Source organism: Kitasatospora sp. NPDC001225, from assembly GCF_053597855.1.
The window spans coordinates 43725-65061 of sequence record NZ_JBSFJC010000040.1 but is presented as its reverse complement, the minus strand read 5'-3'; the positions used below and the strand labels follow the sequence as shown (position 1 = coordinate 65061).

The 21337-nt window shown below is 74.7% G+C and carries 15 protein-coding genes; 9 read left to right on the top strand and 6 right to left on the bottom strand.

The genetic code is table 11. The features are described 5' to 3' along the window. Positions 1-38: 38 nt before the first annotated feature. A complete protein-coding gene (locus ACWDCZ_RS16660) occupies positions 39-2177 on the bottom strand; it encodes an MMPL family transporter (RefSeq protein ID WP_449816256.1) in 2139 nt (712 codons plus the stop codon). A 636-nt stretch (positions 2178-2813) separates the two neighbouring features. Here ACWDCZ_RS16660 and ACWDCZ_RS16655 point away from each other — a divergent pair. From ACWDCZ_RS16655 to ACWDCZ_RS16640, 4 genes are all read left to right on the top strand, one after another. Next, positions 2814-5048, top strand: a complete 2235-nt coding sequence (locus ACWDCZ_RS16655) for an MMPL family transporter (RefSeq protein WP_449816259.1) — start codon at positions 2814-2816, stop codon at positions 5046-5048. A gap of 157 nt (positions 5049-5205) precedes the next feature. Continuing rightward, complete coding sequence (locus tag ACWDCZ_RS16650; RefSeq protein ID WP_449816255.1) at positions 5206-6114, top strand: phosphotransferase enzyme family protein; 909 nt, start codon at positions 5206-5208, stop codon at positions 6112-6114. Between the two features lie 173 nt (positions 6115-6287). Then, the gene (locus tag ACWDCZ_RS16645; protein ID WP_449816254.1) at positions 6288-7310 is read left to right on the top strand and encodes a polysaccharide deacetylase family protein; all 1023 of its coding nucleotides are present in this window, start codon (positions 6288-6290) and stop codon (positions 7308-7310) included. 99 nt (positions 7311-7409) lie between these two features. Next, positions 7410-8168, top strand: coding sequence for a DUF3592 domain-containing protein (locus tag ACWDCZ_RS16640; protein WP_416873506.1), 759 nt, complete (start codon positions 7410-7412; stop codon positions 8166-8168). A gap of 40 nt (positions 8169-8208) precedes the next feature. Here the strand turns inward: ACWDCZ_RS16640 and ACWDCZ_RS16635 are convergent, their stop codons facing one another. Next, positions 8209-8910, bottom strand: coding sequence for an exonuclease domain-containing protein (locus ACWDCZ_RS16635; RefSeq protein ID WP_049659490.1), 702 nt, complete (start codon positions 8908-8910; stop codon positions 8209-8211). 137 nt (positions 8911-9047) lie between these two features. Here ACWDCZ_RS16635 and ACWDCZ_RS16630 point away from each other — a divergent pair, with 137 nt between their 5' ends. Both ACWDCZ_RS16630 and ACWDCZ_RS16625 read left to right on the top strand, forming a co-directional pair. Beyond that, on the top strand, positions 9048-9323 hold the full coding sequence (locus ACWDCZ_RS16630; protein WP_375873928.1) for a hypothetical protein: 276 nt from the start codon (positions 9048-9050) through the stop codon (positions 9321-9323). Then, the gene (locus ACWDCZ_RS16625; RefSeq protein WP_049659493.1) at positions 9320-9742 is read left to right on the top strand and encodes a type II toxin-antitoxin system VapC family toxin; all 423 of its coding nucleotides are present in this window, start codon (positions 9320-9322) and stop codon (positions 9740-9742) included. Before ACWDCZ_RS16630 ends, ACWDCZ_RS16625 begins: the two co-directional genes overlap by 4 nt. Positions 9743-9787: 45 nt before the next feature. On the opposite strand, the gene ACWDCZ_RS16620 is transcribed toward ACWDCZ_RS16625, so the two are convergent. The 4 genes from ACWDCZ_RS16620 to ACWDCZ_RS16605 form a co-directional block, all read right to left on the bottom strand. Then, positions 9788-11734 carry an FtsX-like permease family protein gene (locus ACWDCZ_RS16620; protein ID WP_449816253.1) on the bottom strand — a complete coding sequence of 649 codons (1947 nt, stop codon included), beginning with the start codon at positions 11732-11734 and terminating at the stop codon, positions 9788-9790. Beyond that, the gene (locus ACWDCZ_RS16615) at positions 11731-12474 is read right to left on the bottom strand and encodes an ABC transporter ATP-binding protein (protein WP_449816258.1); all 744 of its coding nucleotides are present in this window, start codon (positions 12472-12474) and stop codon (positions 11731-11733) included. The genes ACWDCZ_RS16620 and ACWDCZ_RS16615 overlap by 4 nt, the downstream gene beginning before the upstream one ends. Before the next feature lie 98 nt (positions 12475-12572). After that, a complete protein-coding gene (locus ACWDCZ_RS16610; protein ID WP_449816252.1) occupies positions 12573-13091 on the bottom strand; it encodes a GNAT family N-acetyltransferase in 519 nt (172 codons plus the stop codon). A gap of 43 nt (positions 13092-13134) precedes the next feature. Further along, positions 13135-14409 carry an SAV2148 family HEPN domain-containing protein gene (locus ACWDCZ_RS16605; RefSeq protein ID WP_449816251.1) on the bottom strand — a complete coding sequence of 425 codons (1275 nt, stop codon included), beginning with the start codon at positions 14407-14409 and terminating at the stop codon, positions 13135-13137. A gap of 408 nt (positions 14410-14817) precedes the next feature. On the opposite strand from ACWDCZ_RS16605, the gene glgX reads away from it, so the two are divergent. From glgX to treZ, 3 genes are all read left to right on the top strand, one after another. Next, positions 14818-17025: a glycogen debranching protein GlgX gene (gene glgX / locus ACWDCZ_RS16600; protein WP_117487364.1), complete on the top strand. Its 2208-nt coding sequence runs from the start codon at positions 14818-14820 to the stop codon at positions 17023-17025. Between the two features lie 126 nt (positions 17026-17151). After that, the gene (treY, locus tag ACWDCZ_RS16595; RefSeq protein WP_449816250.1) at positions 17152-19596 is read left to right on the top strand and encodes a malto-oligosyltrehalose synthase; all 2445 of its coding nucleotides are present in this window, start codon (positions 17152-17154) and stop codon (positions 19594-19596) included. Continuing rightward, complete coding sequence (gene treZ / locus ACWDCZ_RS16590; protein WP_449816249.1) at positions 19596-21329, top strand: malto-oligosyltrehalose trehalohydrolase; 1734 nt, start codon at positions 19596-19598, stop codon at positions 21327-21329. The genes treY and treZ overlap by 1 nt, the downstream gene beginning before the upstream one ends. Positions 21330-21337 lie beyond the last annotated feature (8 nt).

Sequence of the window (21337 nt, the reverse complement as noted above, 5' to 3'; positions counted from 1 at the left end):
GGCCGGGTCAGGGCACCGTTCGCACCGACCCGGTCGGCTCAGCGCCGGCCGGCCGGCTCCGGCATCCCGTGGGCGCCGGCCACCGGGGCCGGGCCCTCGCCGTGACCGTGGCCGTGGCCGTGGCCCGGGGCGTCCGCGTGGCCGGGCCACCAGGCGCGGTGGCCGAGCAGCGCGGTGAGCGCCGGGGTGAAGAACATCGCCATCACGAAGGCCGCCAGCACGATGCCGAAGGCCAGCGAGAAGCCGAGCTCCATGAAGAGGACGTTGCCCGCGAGCATGAAGGTCGCGAACGACGCTGCCAGGATGAAGCCGGCCGCCGCGACGGTCGGGCCGCCGTGCTTGACGGCCTCGCTGGCCGCTTCGCGCGGGCTGCGGCCCTCGCGGGCCTCCTCGCGGAGGCGGGCGATGATCAGGATGTTGTAGTCCGTGCCGATCGCCACCACGAAGAGGTAGATGAAGATCGGCAGCATGAACATCAGGCCGGGCTCGCCCTTGACGTTCTGGAACAGCAGGGTGGTGGCACCGAGGGTGGCGCCGAAGCCGAGGCCGACCGAGGCCATCAGGTACCAGGGCGCGACCACGCTGCGCAGCTGGAGGCCCAGGATGATCATGATGAGCAGGGCCGCGATCGGGAAGACCAGCGTGTAGTCGTGCACCATCGCGGTGTTGATGTCCTTGTACACCGCGGTGATGCCGCCGACCAGGGCCTTGCTGCCGTCCGGGGCCGACGCGTGGGCGGTGTCCCGGACCTTCTCGATGGTGTCGATGGCCTTGTTGGAGGCCGGCGCGTCGTTGAGCAGGACGGTGAAGTCACCGGTGGTGCCGTCGGCGTTGACCGTCTTGGCCCCGGTGGACGGCGCGACGACGCTGGCCACCCCGGGGACGCCCTGGAGCTTCCCGGCGAAGTCCTTGATCGCCGAGTCGCTGAGCTTGGCGCCGTTGGTGCTGGTCAGGTAGACGTGGCTCGGGTCGGTGGCACCGGCCGAGAAGGCGGTCATCAGCTTGTCCTGGACGACCATCGACTCCTTGCCCTTGGGCATCGAGCTGCCGGCCAGGTCGTAGGTGCCGTTGTAGTTGATGCCGGCCAGGGCCAGCACCACCAGGACACCGCCCGAGGCCAGGGCGACCAGGCCGGGCTTCTTGCCGGTGATCCGGCCCAGCGCGGCGAAGCGGGCGTTCTTCGGCTCCTGCATCCACTTCTTGCCCGGCCAGAACACGCCCCTGGACGGGATGACGGCGAGCACGGCGGGAGCCAGGGTCAGCGAGACCAGAGCGGTCGCGACGACCGCGATGGCCAGCGCCGGGCCGAGCGCGGTGAACATGCCCAGGCTGGAGAGGACCAGCACGGCGAAGGCGACGGCGACGGCACCGGCGGCGGAGGCGATCGCCTCGCCGACCCGGCCGACGGCGTTGGCCACGGCCGTCTTGCGGTCCTCGCCCAGGCGCAGCCGCTCGCGGTAGCGGAAGGCCAGGAAGAGGAAGTAGTCGGTGCCGACGCCGAGGACCACGATGATCAGGATCGCCGAGGTCATCGGGGAGGACTTGAGGTCGAATATGTCGATCGCGTGGGCGATCAGGCCGTTGGACACCGGCATGGCGATGGCCAGCGAGAGGATGACCGGCAGGATGCCGGCCAGGATGCTGCGGAAGATGACGCCGACGATCAGGATGACGAGCAGCAGGCTGCCGAGCATCACGATGGCGTCGGTGGCGCCGGAGGCGTCCTGCTGGTCCAGGCTGCTCGCGGCCTGGCCGCCGACCTGGAACTTCAGTCCGGAGCCGTCGGCGAGCTTGGAACCCTCGCTGCGGAGCTTCTTCGCGGCGTCGGTGAACTCCGTGGTCTGCATCTTGGTCTTGTCGATGCCGACCATGGACAGCGCGTACTTGCCGTCCTTGGACTTCGAGGCCTTGGGGTCGACGGGCAGGATCATCTCGACGGCGGGGATGTGCGCGTCGGTGAGGCCCTTGACGACCTTGTCCATCGTGGCCTGGTCGCCGTCGTTGAGCGCCTGACCGTCGTTGCGCTCGAAGAGCAGCAGCGCGGAGGGAGTGAAGCTGGACGGGAAGGCCTGTCCCTGGAGCTGCGCCGCCTGGATGGACTCGTAGTGCTTGGGCAGGAACGCGGACTCGTCCGTCTGCGAGGTGACCTTCGGCGCCGACGCGACGATGGCGATCATCGCGACGACCCATGCGGCGATCACCCACCACGCACGGCGTACGACGAATTGTCCTAGTCGGTGGAACATGCTCGTGTGCCTCCTGGGCATGGTTCACCGCAGCCCTTGGGGGACGGGACGCTGGGCGACGGCAGGACCGGCGCGGGGAGTGCCGAGGGCACTCCCTTGCCGGTCGGCAGGTAAGTAGGTTTGGGGCATCATCCTACGAGCACTTGCTTGCCGCCCGGCAAGGAGCCCCCGTGTGCTTCAACCCCCGTCGGGCCGCCCGAAGCGGCCCCGGCCCAGTCTCTCCCGGACGCACCCCTCCTGACCTCGTGCTCCGGGTGGAGTCATCTCCCCCTCAGGGTGGAGGAGCATCCCCTACCCCCCAGGAGGAGATCTCGGGGTCGGAGGGTAGGGAAAACCCCACCCGGGCCCCGAAGGAAGCACCAGGAAACGGCCACCCGCCAGCCGGATTACCCGTCAGGACCGGCTTCCCTACTGTCGATCGGGACGCCGGAGCGCAGCCGGCGCACCCCAGAGCGGCGGTCCCCCGACCCAGGGCCCCCGCCGCTCCCGTCCGGCGACGACCGCCGCTCTCCCAGGGGGGAAACCACCGTGAAGCCCGTGAAGTCCAGACTCGGCCTGGCGGCCGCGATGGGCGCCTGGAGCGCCCGGCACCGCAAGACCGCCGTGTTCGGCTGGCTGCTCTTCGTCGTCCTGGCCGCCGCGCTCGGCTCCGCCCACGGCAGCGTCAGGATCACCGACGCCGAGTCGGTCCCCGGACAGGTCTCCCGGGCCGCGCGGATCCTCGACGAGGCCGGGCTGAAGAGCCCGGCCGGCGAGACCGTCCTGGTCCAGAGCGCCACCCGCACCGCCGACGACGCGGAGTTCCGCACCGCCGTCGGCCAGGTGCTCGCCGCCGTGAACGGCACCGGCCGGGCCGCCGAGGCCCGCTCGCCGTACGACACCAAGGCGGTCTCCGCCGACGGCCACTCCGCACTGGTGACGCTGACCCTCAAGGGCGACCGCACCGAGGCCGCCGACCAGGTCCAGCCGGTGCTGGACGCGGTGGCCGGTGTGCAGAAGCAGCACCCGGACCTCACCGTCGTCCAGCTCGGCGACGCCAGCTCCGGCAAGTGGATGCGGGACCAGGTCGGGAACGACTTCGCGCGCGCCGAGTGGACGGCCGTGCCGCTCGCCCTCGGCATCCTGCTGGTCGCCTTCGGCGCGCTGGTCGCCGCCGTGCTGCCGGTGGTGCTCGCGCTCACCGCCTTCGTCGCGGCCGCCGGACTGGTCGCGCTCGGCAGCGGCTTCCTGCACACCAGCGGCGACGCCTCCTCGGTGATGCTGCTGGTCGGCCTCGCCGTCGGCGTCGACTACTGCCTCTTCTACCTGCGCCGCGAACGCGAGGAGCGGGCCGCCGGGCGCGACGCCGCCACCGCGCTGGCCGTGGCCGCCGCCACCAGCGGCCGGGCGGTGCTGGTCTCCGGCGTCACCGTGGTGGTCGCCATGGCCGGGATGTTCCTCACCGGGATCGCCACCTTCAAGGCGATGGCCTTCGCCACCATCCTGGTCGTGATCACCGCCGTGCTCGGCTCGCTCACCGTGCTGCCGGCGCTGCTGTCGATGCTCGGCGACCGGGTCGAGAAGGGCCGGGTGCCGTTCCTCGCCAAGCTGCGCCGCCCGGACGCCGCGCGGACCGGCGGACGGTTCTGGAACGCGGTGCTGACCCCGGTGCTGCGCCGCCCGCTGGCCGCCACCCTGCTCGCCGGCGCCTTCCTGCTGGCCCTGGCCGCGCCGCTGCTCACCATGCACACCGCCAAGCTGACCTTCCAGCAGCAGCTGCCCGCGGGCAACGCCCTGGTCGCCGCCTCGCAGAAGATCGAGGCCGCCTTCCCCGGCAGCCCCGCCCCCGCCACCGTCGTGATCAAGGCCGCCGACATCGACTCCCCCGCGATGACCGCCGCGATCGCCGACCTCAAGGCGAAGGCCCTGGCGAGCGGGCGGATGCACGGACCGGTGGAGGTCACGGTGCACGCCGACAGGAACGTCGCCACCGTCGACATCCCGCTCAACGGCACCGGCAACGACGCCACCAGCAACGACGCCCTGAGGGCCCTGCGCGAGGAGCTGGTGCCCGCCACCGTCCTCACGGTGCCCGGCACCGAGGCCCCGGTCACCGGCGACACCGCCGGGTCGTACGACTTCAACCGGAAGATGGGCGACTCGATGCCGCTGGTCTTCGGCTTCGTGGTCGCCCTCGCCTTCCTGCTGATGCTCACCACCTTCCGCTCCCCGGTCGTCGCGGCCACCGCCGTGGTGCTCAACCTGCTCTCGGTCGGCGCCGCGTACGGGGTGCTGACGCTGGTCTTCCAGCACGGCGTGGGCGCCTCGCTGCTGGGCACCGCCGGGGTCGGCGCGGTGGAGTCCTGGGTGCCGCTGTTCCTCTTCGTGATCCTCTTCGGGCTCTCGATGGACTACCACGTGTTCGTGGTCTCCCGGATCAAGGAGGGCCACGACCGCGGCCTGCCGACCCGGGCCGCGATCGCCGACGGCATCCGCTCCACGGCCGGGGTGGTCACCAGCGCCGCGGTGATCATGGTGGCGGTGTTCTCGGTCTTCGGCTCGCTGTCCATGCAGGTGATGAAGCAGATGGGCGTCGGCCTCGCGGTCGCGGTGCTGATCGACGCCACGGTGATCCGCGGGGTGCTGCTGCCCTCGGTGATGACCCTGCTGGGCGACCGCAACTGGTACCTGCCGCGCTGGCTGAACTGGCTGCCGGACCTCTCCCACGGCGAGCCCGTCCCGCCGGCCGGCGCCGACCGGGGCCTGCCCACCCAGTCGGCCGGGCCGGCGGAGGGGGCCCGCCACCGCCGGGCCGGGGTCTGAGCCTCCCCGGCCTCCCCGACCCGTCCGGGCTGTCCGACCCGTCCGGCTTGTCCCACCCGCCCGACGCGTCCGGTGCCGGGCCCCGCAGCGCGCGGGGCCCGGCGTCCGTGCGTCATGATGATCACCGTCCGGGGTCCCCCGGATGAACGTCGGCGGAATGGGAACCCCAGTCATGATCCCCTTCGACGAGGGCCGCGCCCGGCTGCTCCTCGCCCAGGCCTGCGAGTCGGCCGGGCTGGCCGCCCCCGACGGGGCCACACTGCTCGCGCTCGGCGAGAACGCCGTCTTCGACCTCGGCGACCCGGCCGTGGTCGCCAAGGTCGGCCGCGGTCCCGAGCTGTACGACCGGGCGCACCGGGAGCTGGCGCTCGCCCACTGGCTGGCCGGCCAGGACGTGCCGGTGGTCCGCCCGTACGACGCGGTGGCGCCCGAGCCGCAGCTGGCCGACGGCCACCCCGTCACCTTCTGGCACCGGCTCGCGCCCGCCGTCCGGCCCGCCCGCCCGGTCGACCTCGCCCCGCTGCTGCGCGCCCTGCACCAGCTGCCGCCGCCGCCCTTCACCCTCGGCCGGCGCGACCTGCTGGCCCCGGTCGAGCGCTGGCTGGCCTCCGCCGAGGGCCACGTCGACCCGACGGACGTCGCCTTCCTGCGCCACCGCCGCAACGCCTTCGAGGCCGCCCTGCCCGACCTCGTCCCGCGGCTGCACCCCGGGGTGATCCACGGCGACGCGCTGCCGCGCAACATCCACGTCGGCCCGGACGGGCCGGTGCTGCTCGACCTGGAGTTCATGGCGAACGACCTGCGCGAGCACGACCTGGTGGTCCTCGCGCTCAGCCAGGACCGGTACGGCGTGCCCGCCGAGGAGTACCGCGCGTTCACCGAGGCGTACGGCTGGGACGTGCGCGAGTGGCCGGGCTTCACGGTGCTGCGCGGCGCCCGGGAGACCGCCAGCGCCTCCTGGGTGGCGCAGCAGGCGGCCAGCAACCCGGCCGCGCTGAAGGAGTTCCGGCGCCGGGTCGACTCGCTGCGGGACGGGGCCACCGAGGTGCGCTGGTACCCGTTCTGAAGGGCGCCTCCGGTACCCGCGGCGGCGCGGGGCCGCCACCGGGGCGAGTGTGAGAAGACTCTTACGGCGGTTCGGTCCGGTCGGCAACCGGTGCACGTACGATCGGCGTCCTATCGGACAGTCATCCTGACCCGAGAGATCGGCACCGTACTCGCACCTCAGGAGCCGCCGCCATGCACCGGACCGCCCGCCGCCCCTCCGCCCCGAACCGACTGTCCCGATCCCGGCGCCGGCTGCTCGCGGGCTGTGCCGCGGTGGCCGCCGCCCTGGGGCTGGCCGCGTGCGGGACCGCCAGCGGGGCGCTCCAGCCGCCGAGCGCGGCGGCGACCTCCGGGACGCCGTCCCCGGCCGACGCCCGGCCGAGCGGGACGGCGGCGACCGCCCTCACGCCGACCCCCGGCTCCGACGCCGTACCGCCGGGCGCGGGCTCCCCGGCCGCCTCCCCTGCCTCCCCCTCCTCCCCGTCGGCGCCGGCCAAGCCGCACCCGACCGCGGCCACCGGCACCCCCCTCTCCGCCACGCCCACCGCACCGGCCACCCCGACCGCACCGGCCGCCGACCCGTCCTCGCCCGCCGCGCCGCCCCCGCACACCGGGGCGGGCACCGTGATCGGCTCCACCGCCTCCGGCGGGCGCACCGTCGCGCTCACCTTCGACGACGGCCCCGGCCCCGCCACCGGCCAGATCCTCGACCTGCTGGCCCAGTACCACGCCAAGGCCACCTTCTGCCAGATCGGCCAGAACGCCGCCGCCAACCCCGCCATGGTCAAGCGGATCCTGGCCGCCGGGCACCGGCTCTGCGACCACAGCGTCCACCACCCGCAGCCCTTCGCCAAGCTCCCCCACGACAAGGCCGCGTACGAGATCACCGCCGCCCGGAACATGATCCTCCAGGCGGGCGGCCCCGGCACCGAGGTCGGCTGGTTCCGCGCCCCGGGCGGCGGCTTCAACGCCGACAACGAGCACATCACCGCGAGCCTCGGGATGTCCTCGCTCGGCTGGTCCGTCGACCCGCGCGACTGGGCCCGCCCGGGGACGCCGGCGATCGTCTCGGCCGTGCAGAAGCAGCTCAAGCCCGGCGGCGTGGTCCTGATGCACGACGGGGGCGGCGACCGCGGCCAGACCGTGGCCGCGCTCAAGCAGCTGCTGCCCTGGCTGGTCGCCCAGGGCTACACCTTCGACTTCCCTGCCGCGTAGGGCCGTCGGGGCCCGCCGCCGCGGAGTTTCCCCCTCGTTCACCGACCGGACGGCGGGCGCGCGTACCGCCCGCCCCGGCCGTCGCACTAGCCTCCGGGCATGACTGCCGGTCCCCCGTCGAGCAAGCAACTCCCTTACCTGGAACCGCGCCTGGGCTTCGGCCGGGCGGTCGCGGCGCTGCTCCTGCTGGCGCTGTGCGCGCTGGCCGGCCGGCTGTTCGCGGCCGGGGTGGTCGCCTACCGGGAGCCGGAGACCTGCACCCAGCAGCTCTGCCTCGGCTCGGCCGCCACCCAGGCGTACTGGGCCGGCGCCCTGTTCTGCTGGCTGACCGGCATGCTGGCGGCGGGCCGGGTCGGCCGCTCCCCCGGAGCCGGGGCCCCGAACCGGCTTCCCCCCGGCGGCGTGCTCTTCCTCGCCCTGCTGCTCGGGCCGCTCGGCGCGGCCTTCGGCCCCGGCGGACCGTACCGGCCCGCCCTGCCCGCCCTCGTGATCCTGGCGGCGCTCACCCTGCCGCTGGTCGTCCACTCCGAGTCCCGGCTCCGCGCGCAGCACCGCGCGTACCGCGCCGCCCGGACGGTCGCCGACCGGCTCGCCGCCCACGGGGTGAGCACCGCCGGCACCGTCACCGCCGTCCAACCCGGCGAGCCCAGCGGCTACGCCCAGCCCCAGTTCCGGCTCACCGTCGGCTACACCACCCCCGACGGCGTCCAGCGCAGCCTGGTCTGCGCGATCCGCATCCAGGCCTACCTCGCGCCGAGGGTCGGGCAGCTCATGACCGTCCGCTACGACCCGCTCGCGCCGGACACCGCCGAGGCCGCCATCGTGCCCCCGCCGGAGGGTGTCCGACCGCGGGCCTAGGTGTTCCGTCCCGTGAGGTCGGGGACGCGGCCGGCGGGCCTCACCGGGCGGGCCAGCGCGGGTCGACCACCGCCTGCGGGTCCTTGCCGCGGCGCAGCCAGGCCTGGAGGCCCTCGGCCCACTGCCGGTACCAGTCGATCTGCCGGCGGTGCAGCTCCGCGAGCGGCACCGCCCCCACCTCGGCCGGGTAGCGCCCGGCCAGCGCGACGGCGACCCGGACGGCGGCCAGCGCGTCGCTGCCCGCCTCGTGGGCGTCCGTCAGCTCCACCCCGTACAGCTCGCAGACCCGTTGCAGGGTGCGCGAGCCCTTGCGGTACTTGTCCACGGCCCGGTCGATCACCAGCGCGTCCAGCACCGGCCCGACCGGCCGCCCCAGGCGCTCGGCGAGCGTCGCCAGCCCGTGCCGGCGCAGCTCGGCGTCGAGCAGCGACAGGTCGAACGGCGCGTTGAACGCCACGACCGGCCGCCCGGCGGCGATCCGCTCGCACAGCGCGGCGGCTATCTCCTCCACCGCCTCCTTCGCCGGCCTGCCCTTGCTCCGCGCCACCTCGTCCCCGATCCCGTGGATCGCCTCCGCCTCGGCGGGTATCGGCACCCCCGGGTCGATCAGCCAGTGCGCGGCGTCCACCCGGGCGGCCCCGACGGTGTCCACGAGCGCGGCCGTGACGATGCGGTCCACGGCCGGGTCGGTGCCCGTGGTCTCCAGGTCGAAGCCGACCAGTGGCTGCTGCCACCAGCTCATCAGGTGTGTCCTTCCGTCCTGCCTCTCGAAACAGCCCCTATCATCACCCGCCCCACCGACAACCCGTCCCGCGGGGAGCCCGATCATGGACCCGGTCGCCCTACGCTGTCCCTCGGACCCGCACGAAGGAGCCGACCATGAGTACCGCCCCGAACCTGCCCGTGCCCCCTCACCGGCACGACGAGCCCCATCCGCTGCGGACCATCAGAGAGATCCGCGGGTCACTGCCCGAGGACCAGGTCGAACACTTCGACGCCGAGCTCGCCGACACCGACATCGACGCGCTTCCCGCGATGCTGCACCGCTGGGCGACGCTGGGCACCGACGGCTTCCTGGACTTCCTCCTGACGACGCCCTTCGACGGGCTGGAGTTCGGGGCGCGCTCCTACGACGACGAGGGCGACCCCGAGTGACCTATCTGCTGGACACGAACGTGGTCGCCGAAATCACCACGCGGCCGAAGCCGGCCCCCGCCGTCATCGCATGGGCCCGGTCCGTCCCGGCCACCGAGCACTCCCTCAGCGTCATCACCGTCGCGGAGATCGAGGCAGGCGTCAGAGCCGTCTCCGACCCGGTGCGTCAGGCCGCTCTCGGACGGGTCCTCGACGGCCTCCGGGCGGAGTACGAGGGGCGGATCGCCGTCATCGGAGAGCGGGAGGCCGCCGCATACCTCTCCGTTCACCGTCGACTCAAGAGCCTCGGGGCCACCATCGATCCGCCCGACGCGCTGATCGCGGCCACGGCCATCGCGAACGGCTGGACGCTCGTCAGCCGCAACGTCAAGCACCTGGCGCGGACCGGTGCGACCGTGCTGAACCCGTGGACGTACTGACAGCCCGTCACGCCCGACCCGGCCGGGCGTGACGGGAGGCACGCGCTACCGGGCCGGGGGCCGGGTGGGGAGGGCGAGGCGGGTGGGGAGGACGCTGGAGGCGACGGCGAGCAGCAGGCACAGGAGGGTGCTCGCGGCGAGCGGGGTCCAGGGCAGGCGGAGGGGGACGGCGGCCTGGCCGGCCAGGACGCGGTGGTTGAGCAGCGCGGTGGTGCCGTACTGGGTGAGCGCGGTGACGGCGAGGGCGAGCAGGGCGGCGGTGGCGACGACCAGGACGGCCTCCAGTGCGACCATCCACGTCACCTGGCGGCGCACCGTCCCGGCCAGCCGCAGGACGGCGAAGTCGCGGCGGCGGTCGGCGGTGCTCATCACCATGGTGTTGACGATGGCGATCAGCGCGTAGAGCAGGGCGGGCCCGAGGATCGTGGTGGTGGCGATCCAGGCGTAGTGGGCGCCGGGGTCGGGTCCGGGGTCGCGGGCGTCGGTGAGGGTGCCGCCGAGCCGGTCGGCCGGTTCGGCGTCGAGGTGGACGGCGGCGGGGCGGGCGTCGGCGAGGTGGCCGGCGGCGGCCTCGCCGCTGAGCAGGACCTCGTCCAAGCCGAGCTGGGTGCGGTAGACCAGGGCGAGCCGCAGGCTGGTGACGGTGCCGTCGGCGAGGCGCAGGTTGACCTGGTCGCCGAGCTTCCAGCCGTGGCCGCGGGCCTGGTCGGTGGAGGCGGCGAGGGTGGCGCCGTGCAGGTCGGCGGCGCTGCCGTCGACGGCGGGCAGGGTCCAGGCGGTGGCGAGGTCGCCGTCGACGACGGTGGCGGCGGAGGGCACGCTCGCGGGCGAGTCCTCGCCGTGGTCGTCGAAGGCGGCGGTGGCGGCGCCGAGGCCGGTGACCACGGTGGCGGTGGTGGCGGTGGCGTGCAGGTCGGGCCGGGCGGCGGTGAGCCGGCGGGCGGCGTCGGCGGGCAGCGGGGCGGCGCCGGGGCGCAGCACGTACCGGGCGGCGGTGGTGGCCCGGTTCTGGGCGGTCATGGCGTCGGCGAAGGCGGCGGTGGAGCCGATCACGGTGCCGGTGAGCGCGATGGTGAGGAAGGCCGGGGTGGCGGTGGAGACGGTGCGGCGCACGGCGGTGAGGGCGTTCTGCCGGGCGAGCAGCGGGGCGGCGGCGACGGCCCGGGTGAGCGGGGCGCTGAGCAGCCGCAGCAGCGGCGGGACGACGGCCGGTGCGAACAGGGCGAGCGCGGTGATGGCGAGCAGGTCGGCGCCGAGGACCCACTGGGAGGCGAGTTGCGGGTCGGCGGGCTGGTCGCCGGGGGCGGCGGGCAGGGTGGGCGCGGCCAGGTAGTAGCCGACGGTGGCGGCCAGGGCGGTCAGGCCGAGCAGCGCGCCGGTCCAGCGCAGCGGGGTCATGACCCGGCGGTCGGCGGCGGCGTCGCCGAGCGCCTCGACGGCGCGCACCCGGCCGGCCCGCAGGGCGGCGGTGACGGCGCCGAGCAGGGCGACGAGCAGGCCGACGGCGGCGGCGAGCAGCATCGGCCCGGCGGCGGGGCGCGCGGTGAACCCGTCGGGGGCGGCGCCGCGGGCGGCCAGCCAGGCGGCGAGGGCGGGGGCGCCGGGCAGTGAGAGCAGGCAGCCGCTGAGGGCGGCGGCGAGGGCGACGACGGCGGCCTCGCCGGTGATCAGCTGGACGATCTGCCGCGGTGTGGCGCCGACGGCGCGCAGCATCGCGATCTCCTGGCGGCGCTGGGCGACGGCGAAGGCGAAGGTTCCGGCGACGACGAAGACCGCGACGAAGGCGGCCATCGCGGCGGTGAACTGGAGCACCTTGTGCAGGGAGGGCGCGCCGAGCGGGGAGTCGTCGCCGGCGGTCTCGTTCAGCAGGCTGCCGGTGGTGGCGACGAGCAGGACGCCGAGGGTGAGGGCGACGTAGGAGCCGGCGAAGGCGGCCTTGCGGCGGCGCAGGCTCGCGGCGGCGACGGGCAGCAGGGTGAGCGGTGAGGTCATGCCGCCGTCTCCAGGGCGGTCATCCGCTCGGCGACCTGCTGGGCGGTGGGGTGGGGCAGGTCGTCGACGATCCGGCCGTCGGCGAGGAAGAGGACGCGGTCGGCGTAGCCGGCGGCGACGGGGTCGTGGGTGACCATGACGGTGCTCTGGCCCTCGCGGTCGACGAGGTCGCGCAGCAGGGCGAGGACGTCCCGGCTGCTGGCGGAGTCGAGGGCGCCGGTCGGCTCGTCGGCGAACAGCATCCGGGGCCGGGTGATCAGGGCGCGGGCGATGGCGACGCGCTGCTGCTGGCCGCCGGAGAGCTGGGAGGGCAGGTGTCCGGTGCGCTCGCCGAGGCCGACCTGGGCGAGGGCCCGGCGCACCTGCGCGGGGTCGGGTCGGCGGCCGGCCAGCCGCAGCGGCAGGCCGACGTTCTGTTCGGCGGTGAGCGAGCCGACCAGGTTGAAGGCCTGGAAGACGAAGCCGATCCGTTCGCGGCGCAGCACCGTCAGTTCGGTCTCGCCCATCCCGGAGAGGTCGGTCCCGTCCAGGGTGACCCGGCCGCTGTCGGGCCGGTCGAGGCCGGCGCAGCACTGGAGCAGGGTGCTCTTGCCGGAGCCGGAGGGGCCCATGACGGCGGTGAAGCCGCCGCGGGCGAACTCGACGTCCACCCCTCTGAGTGCCCGTACGGCCTCCGGCCCGGTTCCGTAGGTGCGGTGTACGTCGTCGAGGCGCAGTACGGCCCCGCTCTCCCCCGTGATCTTCACGGGGGCTACACCTACCACGGGGGTCACGGCCCTGACCAGGGCGTTTGGGGGAATCGTTATGCCGCCAGTTATGCCGTCAGCTACGCCGTCGGTTACGCCGTCAGCCGCCGTGCCCCGACGTGGACTTCGGCGCGGGCTTCGGCTTCGCGGACTCCGGTCCCGCCGACGGGGCGGTGCAGGTGGACGTCGACCGGGTCCTCGTGGACGACGGTGAAGCCGTGGCGTTCGTACAGCCGCTGGGCGGCGCTGCCGCGGAGGACGACGAGGCGAAACGGTTCTCCGGCGGCGTCGGCCTCGGCGAGGAGGTGGCGCAGGACGGCGGTGCCCAGGCCCCGGCCCTGGAGGTGCGGGGCCAGGTAGAACAGTTCCAGGTGGCGTCCGCCCCGCTCGTCGGGGCGGACGGTGACGCAGCCCGCGAAGGCCCGGTCGACCAGGAGTACGGAGGTGTACCTGGTCGAGAAGGACGCCCGCACCCGCTCGCGGGAGCGGGCCGGGTCCCAGCGGCCGAGGCGTTCCAGGTCGGCGCGCATGACCCGGGCCTTGAGGTCCGTGACGGGTTCGAGGTCGTCGGGGGTGGCGGGGCGCAGGCTCCAGGCGGGGTCGCTGTTCACGGCCCGCAGTCTGGCAGCCGCGCCGCCGCCCCGACCAACCGGCCTAGGAGACGGACCGGGAGTCGGCCCAGATGCCCTCGAACTCCTCGCGGTAGACCTCCAGCAGCCCGGGCTCGGTGCCGCCGAGCTGCTGGCCGGCGCCGCCGCGCAGCACCAGGGCCGGGGACTCCATGCCGCGGGCGCGGCGCAGGTAGGGCTGGATGACGCCGAGGTCGCGGCCCTGGCGGCGGCCGCCCGCCTGGCCGGGCGTGCGGGGGCCCTCGACCAGGTAGGCGGTGAAGCGCGGGGTCTCGTCGAAGACCCGGATCTCGAAGCCGCCCTGGTCCCGCAGCCGGGCCCGGACCCGCCGTACGTGCATGATGTTCATCTCGATGGAGCGGGACAACTCGCTGCGCCCGAGGCCGAGTTCGCGTTCGCGGCGGCGGACGGCGCTGCTCGCCGGGTTGAGGAAGAGCAGCCGGACCCGGCAGCCTTCGCCGGCCAGCCGCACCAGTCGCTTGCCGGTGTAGTTCTGGCAGAGCATGCCGAGGCCGATGCCGAGCGCGTCCAGGCGCCGGGCGCCGTCCAGCAGGTCCTCGACGGGCAGGTCGCGCTGGAGCCGGACCCGGTCGGCGTGGACGGCGACGACGTCCGCGTACCGGCCGGCCACCAGGGACTCGACGACGTCGGCGGGCACCCCGCCGGCGCCGCCGTCCAGCACGGCCAGCAGCCGGGCGGCGGCGCGTTCGGTCTGGGCCAGCACGGTCTGGGTGAGCACCCGGTTGCGGGAGACGACGTGCCGGGCCACCTCCAGTTCGTCCAGCGCCAGTTCGATCTCGCGCCGGTCGGCGAGGTACGGCTCGAAGCAGGGCCAGTGCTGCACCATCAGTTCGCGCAGCTGGGGCAGGGTGAGGAAGACCAGCGGGTCGTCGTCGGCGGGGTCGAGCAGGTAGCCCTTGCGGCGGCTGACCTCGCGCACGGCGCCGGCCCGGTGCGCCCACTCCTCGCCGGCCGGGCCGGCGGCGGCGGTGACCCAGTCCTCGCCGTGGGCGGGGGCGTAGATCGGGTGCAGCACCTCGTCGACGAGGGCGCGCAGCCGCTGTTCGACCAGGTTGAGCCAGACGTAGGCGCGGCCGGACAGCCGGACCCGCTGGTAGGCGTCCTCCCACTCGGCGGCCGACCAGGCCAGGGCGGGTATCTCGACGGGGCCGCTCTGGGCGGGCACCAGGGCCCGGCCGGTCAGGGTGGGGCGCATGACCACCGTGGGCGCCTCGCTGCGGGCCGCGCCCCGGCCGGGCCCGTCGGGCCCGGTGCCGCGGCCGCCGGCGGGGAACACCATGCGCCACCTCATCTGGTCGCCGCACCGACCCCCGCGGGCGCGGGGACCGTTGACGGGCTGTCGGGAGTCGGCCCAGGCGGCCGGACGATCAAGGGTACTGCCCGTCGCGAGCCGCCCGCAGCCGGATGCCCGGGGGCTCTCCCGCACCACCGGGAGCACTCTTCACACGAATGCCCGACGGGCGCTCGTTCGGCCCAACCCGGGCCGGATCTCCCGGACGCCGGGGGAGGGCTCGGGGAGTATGCGCTGTGCCGCGCGTCACGGCGACTGTGCCGTGCGTCACGGCGCACGCTTGCGCACATGCCCGGCCGTCCGGCCGGGAAGAGAGCGTCCGGGTCCGGGCAGACGGCTGGGCCATTCATCGGACTACACGTCAGTTTCCGTCGGCAGCAAGGAAGTTGAGGAGTCATGCAGGTCTGGCCCGGTACTCCCTACCCGCTCGGCGCCACCTACGACGGGGCCGGCGTCAACTTCGCGGTGTTCTCCGAGAGCGCCGACCGGATCGAGCTGTGCCTGATCGCCGAGGACGGCTCCGAGACGGCCGTCGAGCTGCGCGAGACGGACGCCTTCGTCCGGCACGCCTACCTCCCGGGCATCCAGCCCGGCCAGCGCTACGGCTTCCGCGTGCACGGCCCGTACAACCCGGGCCTGGGCCAGCGGCACAACAGCGCCAAGCTGCTCCTGGACCCGTACGCCAAGGCGATGAGCGGGCACATCGACTGGGACGAGTCGGTCTACGGCTACCACTTCGGCGCCCCCGAGCGCCGCAACGACCTGGACTCCGCCCCGCACACCATGCACTCGGTGGTCATCAACCCGTACTTCGACTGGGGCACCGACCGCCCGCCGCGCACCGACTACCACCGCACCGTCATCTACGAGGCCCACGTCAAGGGCCTCACCCGGCTGCACCCCGGCATCCCCGAGGAGATCCGCGGGACGTACGCGGGCCTGGCCCACCCGGCGGTGATCGAGCACCTGGCCAAGCTCGGCGTCACCGCGATCGAGCTGATGCCGGTGCACCAGTTCGTCCGCGACCACCGGCTGCGGGACCTGGGCCTGGCCAACTACTGGGGCTACAACACCGTCGGCTTCTTCGCCCCGCACTCCTCCTACTCCTCCACCGGCGACCGCGGCCAGCAGGTGCAGGAGTTCAAGTCCATGGTCAAGGCGCTGCACGCGGCCGGGATCGAGGTGATCCTGGACGTCGTCTACAACCACACCGCCGAGGGCAACCACCTGGGGCCGACACTGTCGCTGCGCGGCCTGGACAACGTCTCCTACTACCGCCTCGCCCGGGACCAGCGCTTCTACGAGGACACCACCGGCACCGGCAACAGCCTGCTGATGCGCAGCCCGCACGTGCTCCAGCTGATCATGGACTCGCTGCGCTACTGGGTCACCGAGATGCACGTCGACGGCTTCCGCTTCGACCTCGCCGCCACCCTCGCCCGGCAGTTCCACGAGGTGGACCGGCTCTCCTCCTTCTTCGACCTGGTCCAGCAGGACCCGGTGGTCTCCCAGGCCAAGCTGATCGCCGAGCCCTGGGACCTCGGCGAGGGCGGCTACCAGGTGGGCAACTTCCCCCCGCTGTGGACGGAGTGGAACGGCATGTACCGGGACACCGTGCGGGACCTGTGGCGCGGCGAGACCGCCGCCCTCGCCGAGTTCGGCTCCCGGCTCACCGGCTCCTCCGACCTCTACCAGGACGACGGCCGCCGGCCGATCGCCTCGATCAACTTCGTGACCTGCCACGACGGTTTCACCCTGCGCGACCTGGTCTCGTACAACGAGAAGCACAACCAGGCCAACGGCGAGGAGAACCGGGACGGCGAGTCCTTCAACCGCTCCTGGAACTGCGGCGTCGAGGGCCCCTCCGCCGACCCGGCCGTCGAGGAGCTGCGGGCGCGCCAGCAGCGCAACCTCATCGCCACCCTGATGCTCTCCCAGGGCGTGCCGATGCTCTCGCACGGCGACGAGCTCGGCCGCACCCAGCTGGGCAACAACAACGCCTACTGCCAGGACAACGAGCTCACCTGGGTGCACTGGCCGGAGGACGACGGGCCGCAGGCGCGGCTGCTGGAGTTCACCCAGGGGATGATCTGGCTGCGCCGCGACCACCCGGTGTTCCGGCGGCGGCGGTTCTTCCACGGCCGGCCGGTGTCCGGGCGGCCGGGGGCGGCCGGGCCCGCCTCCGCCGTACCGGGCCGGGGCGGGCACGGCCCGGGCGCGCGAGGCCCGGGCGGGCCGGCCGTCGGCGGGTTCGACGACCTCACCGACATCGCCTGGTTCACCCCGGCCGGCGAGGAGATGACCAAGCGCAACTGGGGCGCCAGCTACGCCAAGTCGCTGACCGTCTTCCTCAACGGCTACGCGATCTCCGAGCCGGACCGGCGCGGCGGGCGGATCGTCGACGACTCCTTCCTGCTGCTGTTCAACGCCCACTTCGAGCCGCTGGAGTTCACCGTGCCCGCCGGCCACGGGCAGGAGTGGCAGGTCGTGGTCGACACCGCCCGGTCCCGGCTGCCCGCCCCGGGGACGGGCGCCCGGGTCAAGGCCGGGGACTCCCTCTGGCTCACCGACCGCTCGCTGATGGTGCTGCAACGGCCCGCGTAGCACGGTGACGGCGGCGCCGGACCGGCTCGTACGGGGGCGCGCGGCGCCGTCGGACGGCCGGGGCGGTCACCTGTTCGGGTCAGCAGCGGGTCTTGGCGGCGGCCTCCCCCGGGTACCTATGGAGCTATGACCCCCGCCGCCGAGCCCGCGCAGCCCCGCCCGGCCGCCGCCGTCCCCTCGTCGTCGTACCGCCTCCAGCTCCAGCCCGGCTTCACCCTCCGCGACGCCACCGCCGCCGTCCCCTACCTGGCCGCCCTCGGCGTCTCCCACCTGCACCTCTCCCCGCTGCTGGAGGCCGTCCCCGGCTCCACCCACGGCTACGACACCGTCGACCACACCCGGATCAGCGAGCAGCTCGGCGGCGAACCGGCGCTGCGCGCGCTGGCCGCCGAGGCGCACCGCCACGGCCTGCGGCTGATCGCCGACGTGGTGCCCAACCACATGGCCGTGCCCGCCCCCGAACGGCTCAACCGGCCGCTGTGGCAGGTGCTGCGCGACGGGCCCGACTCGCCGTACGCGCACTGGTTCGACATCGACTGGACCGCCCAGCCGGGCCCCGCCGACGCCCCCGGGCGCGGACGGGTGCTGCTGCCGCTGCTCGGCGACCGGCTCGGCGCCGTGCTGGACCGGCTCACCGTGGACGGCGACACCCTGCGCTACCACGAGCACGAGCTGCCGCTGCGCCCCGGCACCGCCGGGCTCCCGCTGGAGGAGCTGCTCGCCCGCCAGTGGTACCGGCTCGCCTGGTGGCGCCTGGCCCGCACCGAGCTCAACTACCGGCGCTTCTTCACCGTCAACGAGCTGATCGCGCTGCGCGCCGAGGACCCGGAGGTGTTCGCCGCCACCCACGCCGTCCTGCTCGCCCTGCACGCCGACGGCGTCCTGGACGGCTTCCGGATCGACCACCCCGACGGGCTCGCCGACCCGCGCGGCTACCTGCGGCGCCTGGCCGACGCCACCGGCGGGGCGTACGTGGTGGTCGAGAAGATCCTCACCGGCGAGGAGCGGCTGCCCGAGGACTGGCCGGTGGCCGGCACCACCGGCTACGACGCGCTGCGCCGGATCGACGGCGTGCTCCTCGACCACGCGGGCGCCTGCCGGCTGGCCGGGGCGTACGAGTCCTTCCTGCACGGCGGCCCGGTCCGGGACCTCTGCGCGGACCCGCACCCCGCGGTCGCCGAGGCCCGCCGCGGGCGGGCCGACATGACCGGGCCGGACGGCGAACTCGCCGCCGAGGTCGAGCGGCTGGTCCGGATCGCGCTGCGGATCGGCGCCGCCGAGCCCGCGCACGCCGACCACGCGCCGGGGCAGCTGCGCGCGGCGCTCGGCCGGCTGCTCACCGGCTACCCGGCGTACCGGCCGTACGCCCGGCCCGGCGAGGCCGTCCCGGCCGCCTCGGCGCGGCAGCTGCGGGCCGCCCTGGACGGCTCCGCCGACCCGACCGACCGGCTGGTGGCCGCGCTCGCGCTCGGGGAGCTGGGCCGCGGCGCGGACAAGGACGAGTTCTGCGCGCGCTTCGCCCAGACCGCCGCCGCGGTGGCCGCCAAGGGCGTCGAGGACACCGCCTTCTACCGCTGGAACGCCCTGCCCGGCCTCAACGAGGTCGGCGGCGAGCCGGCCCGGCCCGGACTGCACCCGGCGGAGTTCCACGACTGGTGCCGCGCCCAGGAACGCACCTGGCCGCACGGCATGACGGTGCTCTCCACCCACGACACCAAGCGCAGCGCCGACGCCCGGGCCCGGCTCGCCGTGCTCGCCGAGCGGCCGGACGCCTGGGCCGCCGAGGTCGACGCCTGGTCCACCGCCGCGGGCCCCGCCGCGCCCGGCCTCGACCGGGACGCCGACTGGCTGCTCTGGCACACCCTGGTCGCCGCCTGGCCGATCGACCCGAACCGGCTGGTCGCCGCCCTGCTCAAGGCCGTCCGCGAGGCCAAGCTGCACACCTCCTGGACCACCCCCGACCCCCGCTACGAGCGGGCCCTGGAGCAGCGCGCCCGCTCCGTCCACGGCAACCCCGGGCTGCTCCCCCGGGTCGAGGGCGCCGTGCACGCCCTCGCCCCGTACGCCCGCGCCAACACCCTGGCCGCCGCGCTGCTGCACCTCACCGTGCCGGGCGTGCCGGACCTCTACCAGGGCGGCGAGGAGCCGCTGTACACCCTGGTGGACCCGGACAACCGGGGCGTGGTGGACCTCGGCGCGCTGGCCGTGCGGCTCACCGACGCGGCCGCGCCGCGCCCCGGCGACCTCGCCCGGGAGAAGCTGCACCTCACCGCCACCGCGCTGCACCTGCGCCGCTCCCGGCCGCTCGGCTCCTACCGCCCGCTGCCCGCCGCCGGCCCGGCCGCCGACCACCTGCTGGCCTTCGCCCGGGGCGCGGACGTGGTCACCGCCGTCACCCGGCTGCCGTACGGGCTGGAGCGGGCCGGCGGCTGGCGCGACACCGTGCTGGAGCTGCCGGCGGGCGGGCCGTGGACGGACGAGCTGACCGGGCGGGGCTTCCCGGCGGGCGCGGTGCCGGTCGCGGAGCTGCTGACGGCGCTGCCGGTGGCGCTGCTGACGAGGAGGGGCTGATGCCGGTCTACCAGGTGTGGGCGCCCCGCGCCGCCACCCGGGTACGGGTCGAAGTCGACGGTACGGCACACGAGTTGGCCCGCTGCCCGGACCGGGACGGCTGGTGGTCCGGCGAGGCCCCGGCGGGCGACTACGCCTTCCGGCTGGACGACGGCCCGCCGCTGCCCGATCCGCGCTCGGCCCGGCAGCCGTACGGCCCGGACGGGCCCAGCCGCGCCGTGGACCACGCCGGGTTCCGCTGGTCGCGGACCGGCTGGCACGGCCGGGCACTGCCCGGCGCGGTGCTGTACGAGCTGCACGTGGGCACCTTCACCCCCCGCGGCACCTTCGAGGCCGCCGCCGAACACCTGGACCACCTGGTCGAGTTGGGGGTGGACTTCGTCGAGCTGATGCCGGTCTGCCCGTTCCCCGGCAAGCACGGCTGGGGCTACGACGGGGTCTCGCTCTGGGCCGTCCACGAGCCCTACGGCGGGCCCGAGGGGCTCAAGCGCTTCGTGGACGCCGCCCACCGCAAGGGCCTCGGGGTGGTGCTGGACGTCGTCCACAACCACCTCGGCCCGTCGGGCAACTACCTTCCCGCGTACGGGCCGTACTTCACCGACCGGCACCACACCCCGTGGGGCGCGGCGGTCAACCTGGACGCGCCCGGCTCGGACGAGGTGCGCGCCTACCTGATCGGCAGCGCGCTGGCCTGGCTGCGCGACTACCGGATCGACGGGCTGCGGCTGGACGCCGTGCACGCCCTCGCGGACGACCGGGCCGTCCACTTCCTGGAGGAACTCTCCACCGAGGTCGGGACGTTGGCGGTCGCCACCAACCGGCCGCTGTTCCTGGTCGCCGAGTCCGACCGCAACACCCCGGCCACCACCACCCCGCGCGAGGCGGGCGGGCAGGGCCTCACCGCCCAGTGGAGCGACGACTTCCACCACGCCCTGCACTGCGCGCTCACCGGCGAATCCCACGGCTACTACCGGGACTTCGCCCGCGAGCCGCTCGCCGCCCTCGCCCGGACGCTCACCCGGGGGTTCTTCCACGACGGCACCTGGTCCTCCTTCCGCGGCCGTACCCACGGGCGCCCGTTCACCCCGCTCGACGCGGGCCACCGGCTGCTCGGCTACCTCCAGACCCACGACCAGATCGGCAACCGGGCGCTCGGCGACCGCGTCTCGGCCGGCCTCTCCCCCGGCCGGCTCGCCTGCGGCGCGGCCCTGGTGCTCACCTCGCCGTTCACCCCGATGCTCTTCATGGGCGAGGAGTGGGGCGCCGCCACCCCCTGGCAGTACTTCACCGACCACACCGACCCGGACCTCGCCGAGGCCGTCCGACAGGGCCGGCGGCGGGAGTTCGCCGAGCACGGCTGGGCCGCCGAGGCCGTCCCCGACCCGCAGGAACCCGCCACCGTACTGCGCTCGGTCCTCGACTGGACGGAGCTCCGGCGCGCCCCGCACAGCGAACTCCTCGCCTGGTACCGGACGTTGATCCGGCTGCGGCGCGAGCGACCGGAACTGTCCGACCCCGACCTCGGCGCGGTGCGGGTGACGTACGACGAGGCGGCGGGCCTGCTGGTGGTGCACCGGGGGCCGTACCGGATCGCCGTCAACCTCGGGCCGCGGGAGGCCGCGCTGCCGCTGGGGGCCGCCGGGCGCGAGGTGGTCGCGGCCTTCGGGGCGGCGGAACTGGAGGGGACGGCGGTGCGGGTGGCGGCGGACGCGGTGGCGATCGTGCTGACCTGACCGGCTCA

Excerpts from the sequence above, each read along its gene's own strand:
- ACWDCZ_RS16650 (WP_449816255.1), top strand. The coding sequence starts at position 5,206 with ATGGGAACCCCAGTCATGATCCCCTTCGACGAGGGCCGCGCCCGGCTG.
- treY (WP_449816250.1), top strand. The coding sequence starts at position 17,152 with ATGACCCCCGCCGCCGAGCCCGCGCAGCCCCGCCCGGCCGCCGCCGTC.
- ACWDCZ_RS16640 (WP_416873506.1), top strand. The coding sequence starts at position 7,410 with ATGACTGCCGGTCCCCCGTCGAGCAAGCAACTCCCTTACCTGGAACCG.
- ACWDCZ_RS16620 (WP_449816253.1), bottom strand. The coding sequence starts at position 11,734 with ATGACCTCACCGCTCACCCTGCTGCCCGTCGCCGCCGCGAGCCTGCGC.
- ACWDCZ_RS16630 (WP_375873928.1), top strand. The coding sequence starts at position 9,048 with ATGAGTACCGCCCCGAACCTGCCCGTGCCCCCTCACCGGCACGACGAG.
- ACWDCZ_RS16635 (WP_049659490.1), bottom strand. The coding sequence starts at position 8,910 with ATGAGCTGGTGGCAGCAGCCACTGGTCGGCTTCGACCTGGAGACCACG.
- ACWDCZ_RS16660 (WP_449816256.1), bottom strand. The coding sequence starts at position 2,177 with ATGATCGCCATCGTCGCGTCGGCGCCGAAGGTCACCTCGCAGACGGAC.
- ACWDCZ_RS16655 (WP_449816259.1), top strand. The coding sequence starts at position 2,814 with ATGGGCGCCTGGAGCGCCCGGCACCGCAAGACCGCCGTGTTCGGCTGG.
- treZ (WP_449816249.1), top strand. The coding sequence starts at position 19,596 with ATGCCGGTCTACCAGGTGTGGGCGCCCCGCGCCGCCACCCGGGTACGG.
- ACWDCZ_RS16645 (WP_449816254.1), top strand. The coding sequence starts at position 6,288 with ATGCACCGGACCGCCCGCCGCCCCTCCGCCCCGAACCGACTGTCCCGA.
- ACWDCZ_RS16605 (WP_449816251.1), bottom strand. The coding sequence starts at position 14,409 with ATGGTGTTCCCCGCCGGCGGCCGCGGCACCGGGCCCGACGGGCCCGGC.
- glgX (WP_117487364.1), top strand. The coding sequence starts at position 14,818 with ATGCAGGTCTGGCCCGGTACTCCCTACCCGCTCGGCGCCACCTACGAC.